Annotated in this window: 7 protein-coding genes and 1 pseudogene; 3 read left to right on the top strand and 5 right to left on the bottom strand. The window is 63.2% G+C overall.

Translation table 11 applies throughout. From position 1 onward, the window contains the following. Positions 1-188: 188 nt before the first annotated feature. Together EPN51_RS13615 and EPN51_RS13610 are read right to left on the bottom strand one after the other, a co-directional pair. Positions 189-347 (bottom strand): hypothetical protein, encoded by a 159-nt coding sequence (locus EPN51_RS13615; protein ID WP_293043390.1) that lies wholly within the window; start codon positions 345-347, stop codon positions 189-191. Positions 348-352: 5 nt separating this feature from the next. Further along, positions 353-667, bottom strand: coding sequence for a hypothetical protein (locus EPN51_RS13610; protein ID WP_293043388.1), 315 nt, complete (start codon positions 665-667; stop codon positions 353-355). Between the two features lie 392 nt (positions 668-1,059). Here EPN51_RS13610 and EPN51_RS13605 point away from each other — a divergent pair, with 392 nt between their 5' ends. Together EPN51_RS13605 and EPN51_RS29015 are read left to right on the top strand one after the other, a co-directional pair. Continuing rightward, positions 1,060-1,281, top strand: a complete 222-nt coding sequence (locus tag EPN51_RS13605) for a hypothetical protein (RefSeq protein ID WP_293043386.1) — start codon at positions 1,060-1,062, stop codon at positions 1,279-1,281. Positions 1,282-1,485: 204 nt separating this feature from the next. Further along, a pseudogene (locus EPN51_RS29015) lies at positions 1,486-1,719 on the top strand (transposase); the annotation flags it as partial. On the opposite strand, the gene EPN51_RS13600 reads toward EPN51_RS29015, so the two are convergent. The 3 genes from EPN51_RS13600 to EPN51_RS13590 form a co-directional block, all read right to left on the bottom strand. Further along, positions 1,657-1,821: a hypothetical protein gene (locus EPN51_RS13600; RefSeq protein ID WP_293043383.1), complete on the bottom strand. Its 165-nt coding sequence runs from the start codon at positions 1,819-1,821 to the stop codon at positions 1,657-1,659. The pseudogene EPN51_RS29015 and the gene EPN51_RS13600 overlap by 63 nt on opposite strands. Positions 1,822-1,857: 36 nt before the next feature. Continuing rightward, positions 1,858-3,879: a fatty acid desaturase gene (locus EPN51_RS13595; protein ID WP_293043380.1), complete on the bottom strand. Its 2,022-nt coding sequence runs from the start codon at positions 3,877-3,879 to the stop codon at positions 1,858-1,860. Between the two features lie 122 nt (positions 3,880-4,001). Then, positions 4,002-4,199 (bottom strand): hypothetical protein, encoded by a 198-nt coding sequence (locus EPN51_RS13590; RefSeq protein ID WP_293043377.1) that lies wholly within the window; start codon positions 4,197-4,199, stop codon positions 4,002-4,004. Positions 4,200-4,372: 173 nt separating this feature from the next. Here EPN51_RS13590 and EPN51_RS13585 point away from each other — a divergent pair, with 173 nt between their 5' ends. Further along, the gene (locus EPN51_RS13585) at positions 4,373-5,641 is read left to right on the top strand and encodes a helix-turn-helix domain-containing protein (RefSeq protein ID WP_293043374.1); all 1,269 of its coding nucleotides are present in this window, start codon (positions 4,373-4,375) and stop codon (positions 5,639-5,641) included. Positions 5,642-6,352: the final 711 nt, after the last annotated feature.

The following is a 6,352-nucleotide window of genomic DNA, read 5'->3' as shown; positions in this document are numbered from 1 at the left end:
GTCCCAGCCGTCGGCCGCGGCCTGCGCTGATTGTGTGGCTGGTTCGTCGCAGTCGTCGTCGGCCCAGGCGAGCGCAGGGGTTTCCTGCGCCGGTTGGGGGATGTTGGTGGTGGGGTCGGCCGCAGCGCCGACCATGGTGTCGTCATCGCCGGTCATCGGGGCGCCTGGAAGCGCCCACCCGCGGCGGGTCATTTCTTCTCCCCGAGCCAGATCGCACCGAGGACGATCGCCGCGAACACCGCCGCGGCCCCAGCGATTAGCAGGCCGGTGAGCGACGCCCCGCCGATGACGTATCCGGTAAGCCCGCTCAGTGTTGCGGCGAGGGCGACCCGTTCACCCCATCCCATGCGCCTCACAGAGCACCACCAAAAGCGGACCCGGCAGGGTGGCGGTCCATCGCGGCGGCGATCGCCTGGCGACGGTCCTCAAGTGATGGGGTGCCGTAGCCGTCGAGGTGGTCAAGCAGGTTGGCGCACGATCGGGCCGCCGCAGCGATGTCGGAGTAGAGGACGGCGCAGCGTTGCGTTGCCAGGCTTTCGGGGGCGCCGGCGATGATGAGCCGGTCGGTGGTGGTGACGAGTCGTAGCGCGTGCCGCAGATGTTGCAGGCTGTGGGTTAGCGCGGTCTGCGCCTCGGTGGTGGTCATTCGCGGTGTGAGTGTGGACATTGGGTGGTTTCCTCGCGTTGGTGGGCGTGGGTGTATGGAGCGATTTACGCCCTTTTGTACGCCCTTTGGGTGATGTCAGCGGGTGAAAGCCGGTGTAAGAAAACCGCTCTGACCTCATAAAACTGACCATACGGGAACATGCACTAACGCGGGAAACATATCTGGGGGTCAAGTGGTCGCAGGTTCAAATCCTGTCAGCCCGACACAGGTTAGAGGCTATTTCGGCCTCCGAAAATCGCCCGCGTTGGTGGATTGACCCCAATTCCTACCCCAGTCAGAAACTGGAATGTGCCGATGGCGAAGCGGCGGGCAAACTCTGAAGGATCGGTACGGCAGAGGTCTGACGGGCGCTGGAAAGCCCGGCTGGACGCAACCCGGTATCCGAGGTGGCGGTGGATGGCACACCCCTGCAGAAGCATTCAACGACCACCTACACTCGCTTCAACAAGCCGGTGTTGCGACCACCGATTGAATCCGCCCAATACACGTCTATCGCGTTCGCGGAAACCCTTGTGCTCGAGGGTATTGCGGCGTCGATCGGCAGTGTCGGCGATGCTTACGCCTGTGAGAATGAGTTTTGGTCGCTTGATGGCCTTGCTCTTGCTTACGACTGACCCCGAGGTATGGGTGTCTTGGCTGTTGATCTGTCGTCCATCAGGCGGCCGCACCATATGGTGCTGGCCGGGCGGGCAGTGACCTCATAGGAGCCTGACCTCACCAGGTCCCATCACAGTCCCGTCCACCCGAACGGCCAACGTCACAACCCGTTGGAAGGTCGCAATGACAAGCATGAACCAACACCGGCGCCGCGATCGAATGTGATCGGCGTCGATACCCACAAGTACGTCCACGTCGCGGTAGCCCTCGATGACTTTGGCGGTGTTCTGGGTGCCGAGAAATTCTCTGCGGATGCGGCCGGATACGGCCAGTTGATCAACTGGGCCACCACCCACGGCCGTCTGCTGACCGTCGCAATCGAAGGCACCGGATCATACGGTGCCGGATTGACCGCCGCAGTCCGTCGCCGCGACATCGGTGTCGTGGAAGTGATGCGCACCGATCGTCGAGACCGCCGCCTTCGGGGCAAGTCCGACTTCCTCGACGCAGAACGCCGCCCGCGCAGTGCTCGCCGGCCACGCCGACGCAGTCCCCAAAACCGCCGATGGTGTGGTCGAGATGATCCGCAACTCCTATGTGTCGTAGTCGACAGTCACGGTCGGGCTGGTCGGATGCGATTGACAGGTCAGCACGTAACCGGCGTCCAGTTCGGCCGGTCCGAGAGCGAAGTTCTGATCCATCTCGACGGTGCCGGTGAGTAGCTTGGCCCGGCAGGTACCGCAAGCGCCGCCCACGCAGGCATAGGGCGTGTCACCGCGGACCCGTAATGCGCCTTCCAGGATCGAGTCGCCGGCTGCCAGATCGAAGGTCTGCTCCTGCCCGGACAACCGGAAGGTCACGGTGGCCCGCGCATAGTTGCTCGCCGCGGACTCGGGCTTGGTGTAGCCAGTGAACAGCTCCAGGTGGATCCGCTCGGTGTCGACACCGTGCTTGAGCAGTGTGTCGCGTGCGGTGGTCGACATGCCCATCGGCCCGCACAGGAACCATTCGTCGACGGTGCTGGGCCGCAGCGAAGTGGTCAGCCACCGGTCGAGCTTCGCCGCGTCGATGAGCCCGCATAGCTCCGGGGTGTGTAGCGGGTCGGAGGACATGACGTACAGGATTTCGAGGCGGTCCGCGTAGCGGGATTCGAGTCGGTCCAGATCGTGCCGGAATATCGTCGACTCTTTCGTGTGGTTGCCGTAGATCAGCGTGAAGCGGCTTGCGGTTTCGACCTCCAGCACTGTTTCCAGGATCGACAGCACCGGCGTGATCCCGCTGCCGGCCGCCAGACCCACGTAGTGTTTTTGCGCAAGTGGGTCCAGCGGGGTGCCGAAGCGGCCGGTGGGAGTCAGTAGTTCCAGCACGTCGCCGGCCTTTAGCTGCTCGGCGACGAACCCCGAAAACGTGCCGCCGGGAATGTGTTTGACCGCGATCCGCAGCTGGGCGCGGGTGGCCGGCGCGCAGATTGAATAGTTGCGTCGCACTCTTTCGCCGCCGAGGTTCGTATATACCGTCACGTGCTGGCCCGGCTCGAACCGGAACTCATCACGCAGCCCCTCGGGCACCGCGAACGTCACCAAGGTGCTGTCGGCGGTGATGGGGTCCACCGAGGCGACGGGGATCCGGTGCAGCACCGCGTGCGGCGCACTTGACTTGGCCGGCATATGCACCGGTACCAGCCTCCCGAGCCTGCGGTTGAGCTCTTTCCACTCGCGAAACTCGTCGGGATTGAGGTCCTGACCAAAGACGGTGGAGATGGCGGCCTCGCGCTCCAGGTAGGCCTCCTCATTGCGCCGCCATGTCTTGACGTAGCGATAGAACGGCACAGAGGGATGCAGATGATGGACCAGGTGGTAGTTCTGCGACAGCATCAACGGGGTGAACAGCCACTCCATCCCGACGCGGGCGCGGGTGGCCTGGTAGCGGTTGCTGCGCTGTGTGGCGTCCAGCCCGTGATGCGGCAACCAGTCAAACCACCACACCAGGAAGACGAGACCGATGCGCTGCGGGATCAGGAACACGACCGCGAGCGTCCACAGGTTGCCGGTGAGTCCCGCGACAATCAGCCCGGTCACACCCATGGTCAAGAAGAACAGTGTCTCGGCGACCTCGGTCTTTGGCCGGCTGCGCAACTTGCGGATGAGGTAATTGCCGTAGGACAGCTCGGGCAGCGGCCAGCGCAATGGCACCTGCCACGCCGGTGTGTGCGAGGCCCATGCGTCGGGGTCGTTGTCGTCGTCGTTGGAATACCGATGGTGCTCAATGTGGATGAAGGCGTACGACGCAAAGGAAAGGATCGGCACGACCAGCACAAAAGCTAATCGACCGATGACTCCGTTGACCCACCGCACGCTGCTGACTGCGTAATGAATGGCGTCGTGGACCACGGTGAACATCAGGAAAGTCACCACGGCGTTGACCGGGATCGTCACCCAGGTCGGCAACCAGCCCTGGGCGTAGCCGACGGTCGCTACCACGAACGCCGTCATCGCGGTCAGAAAAATACCCACCGTGGGCAACGCCAGTTTGGGCGCAGGTGCTCCGGGGTCTGGGAGGGCGTGGCGTCCCCCAGGCTCCCGTGTGGGGCGGTCGATTGCTTCGACAGTCGACATTCGGGGCTCCATTTCGATCGAGTGGTGAACGGCTGGGTACGTGCCCGCGACGCGTACGGACAAGCATCGAGGGGTGACTTGTGGGGGTCTACGGAGCGGGCTCCAAACCGGATTGGCGTTGGCTACAACCGCTTTGCCGAACGTTCGACGGCGGATTCCGGAACCCGCGCGACCTCGAGGCCCACTTCCGCATCGAGCGTCACAAGATCCAGCGCGCGATAACTATGGATTTGATCCTGCGTGGCCTGGCGAACCTGGCGCGAGAGCTCCTCCGGCTCGCTGAGCAGGGTGTCGAACAGGAGTCCCCATACGTCAGTCACGGCCTGGCCCCTTCCTGTCGACCGGCTCAGCGTCCTTGCTTATCTATGGAGCAAACGTATGGCGATTTTCATCGGGAGACGACGTAGTGATCTGACCAACTCGGCGGGTGCCGTTGTAGCCGGCCTACAATTTCGCTGTCGTGGTGGGCAGCGTCACACTATGGTTTCTGATCATGGCGGCACAGAATCGTGACTACAGTGAGCGCGTAGCCGAGTCAGCGGCCGCCATCATCGCTCGCCTCAGTGACCAATTGGGCGAGGTCACCGAGGCCACCCAACAAGTCCTCCTGCGCGACGTTTCGGAGCTACGCGGTGACACCCAACTGCTGCAACTGTTGCGCGACAACACCGCGGCCAACATCGACACCTTCTTCGCCGCACTGCGCAACAACATCCCGTTAGAGAGCCTCGAGCCACCCACCGCGGCAATGGAATACGCGCGGAGGTTGGCTCAGCGGGAAGTGGCGTCCACGGCATTGGTTCGCGCATACCGGATCGGCCACCAGACGGTCCTGGGCATCATGCTGGATGCGGTCCGTGCCTCCGAACTGGATACACAACTGCAGCTGGACACTTTTGAGCTGATAACCGAGCTGTCCTTCGGATACATCGATTGGGTCACCCAGCAGGCGATTGCCGCCTATCAAGAAGAGCACGATCGCTGGCAAGATAAGCGAAACAGCCTGCGTGCCTTGCGTGTCCGCGAACTCCTCGAGGGCGGCGACGTCGACGTCGATGCCATGACCACCGCCATCGGATACCCGCTGCGGCGGACACACCTTGCGCTCGTGCTGTCGACCGCAGAATCGGGCGACAACGACGAACTCGCCGCCCTGGAGCGGTTCGTGCACCGTGCCGCCGAATCACTGGGGGCGCAAGAGAACCCGCTATTCATCCCGGCAGATCGATTGACCGGATGGGCCTGGATTCCGCTGGCGGCCCGCGCCGCGGCGACCGCGTTGGGGCGTCTCGGTGAGTTCGTCCGAATCGAACCAACAGCACCGAACATCGCAGCCGGCACACCCCTGCCCGGGGCGGCCGGCTTTCGCCGATCCCATGAACAGGCCACCGATGTTTATACGGTTGCCGTCGCTTCCGATTCACAAGGCGGCCGGTTTACCCCGGCCGATCAACCGGGGATCCTGCTTGCCGCAATGCTCAGGGAGAAACCCGAAACTGTGCACAAGTGGATCGGGGAGGTGCTTGGCCCGCTCGCTGACGATACCGACAGCGACAGACGGCTTCGCGAGACCTTGAGCATATTTCTGCGCTCCGGATCGAGCTTCACCGCCGCCGCCGGAGAACTGCACCTGCACTTCAACTCAGTGCGGTATCGCGTCGGGCGCGCCGAGGAACGCCGCGGCCGAGCCATCGGGGACGATCGGCTCGACGTGGAGGTGGCGCTGCTGTTACGGCGATTGTTCGGGTCCGCGTGCAGCTAACCGCCCGGCCGTCGGTTTGTAGGCTCGACACAACACCGCCACAGTATTTGGTTGTTTAAGCACATCGTTGCGCCGCGCCGGCGTTCGTAATGTCTTTGGTGAACGCAGCACACCGATCCTGATCTACCCGAATCTGCTTGGCGGAGAACAGGGATCGACGATGATGGCTATCGAATTCGCCGCAATCGGGCAGGGCGCCGATGCCCCCGAACCCGCTACCCGGCCGGCTCCCGCCTTTGCGTGAAGCAGATTCGACGCACTGGCCCTGAAGGCGTGAGCTGAGGTACGGCAGGTTGATCAGTAGACCCGGTCCAGCTGCAGTTCAGCGCGCACATCGGCCATACCGGCAACGAAAGGGAGACCTCGCCCTCCGAGTGCTCCACCCACGCGCACTGGTCACCTGCGGCCATACCTCAACCGGGTGGCCGCTCTGCGGACCTTGACCGGGACCGAGGCAAAATGACTTGCCTTGGATGTTGGGAGGCAATGAGGACGATCGAAATTGGGGCATCGGCGGTTGTTGCAATGCGTTCAACCCTGAGTTCGACGGCGTGAGCCTGCGGTGCACGGGACAACGTCGGGGACCAGCCTTGTCGGCTCCGGTTGAAAAGTGAGCAGGTAGTTCCGGTCGAAAAGTGAGCACCCTTCTGATTGGAGAGTGATCACTGTGGAGGATTGGGCGGAGATTCGTCGGCTGTATCGGTCGGAGAA

Origin of the sequence: Mycobacterium sp. (assembly GCF_004298145.1) — a bacterium.
In the GTDB taxonomy this organism is placed as follows: Bacteria; Actinomycetota; Actinomycetes; order Mycobacteriales; family Mycobacteriaceae; genus Mycobacterium.
The sequence above is the reverse complement of the archived record's forward strand: the minus strand, read 5'-3'. Positions and strand labels throughout refer to the sequence as shown.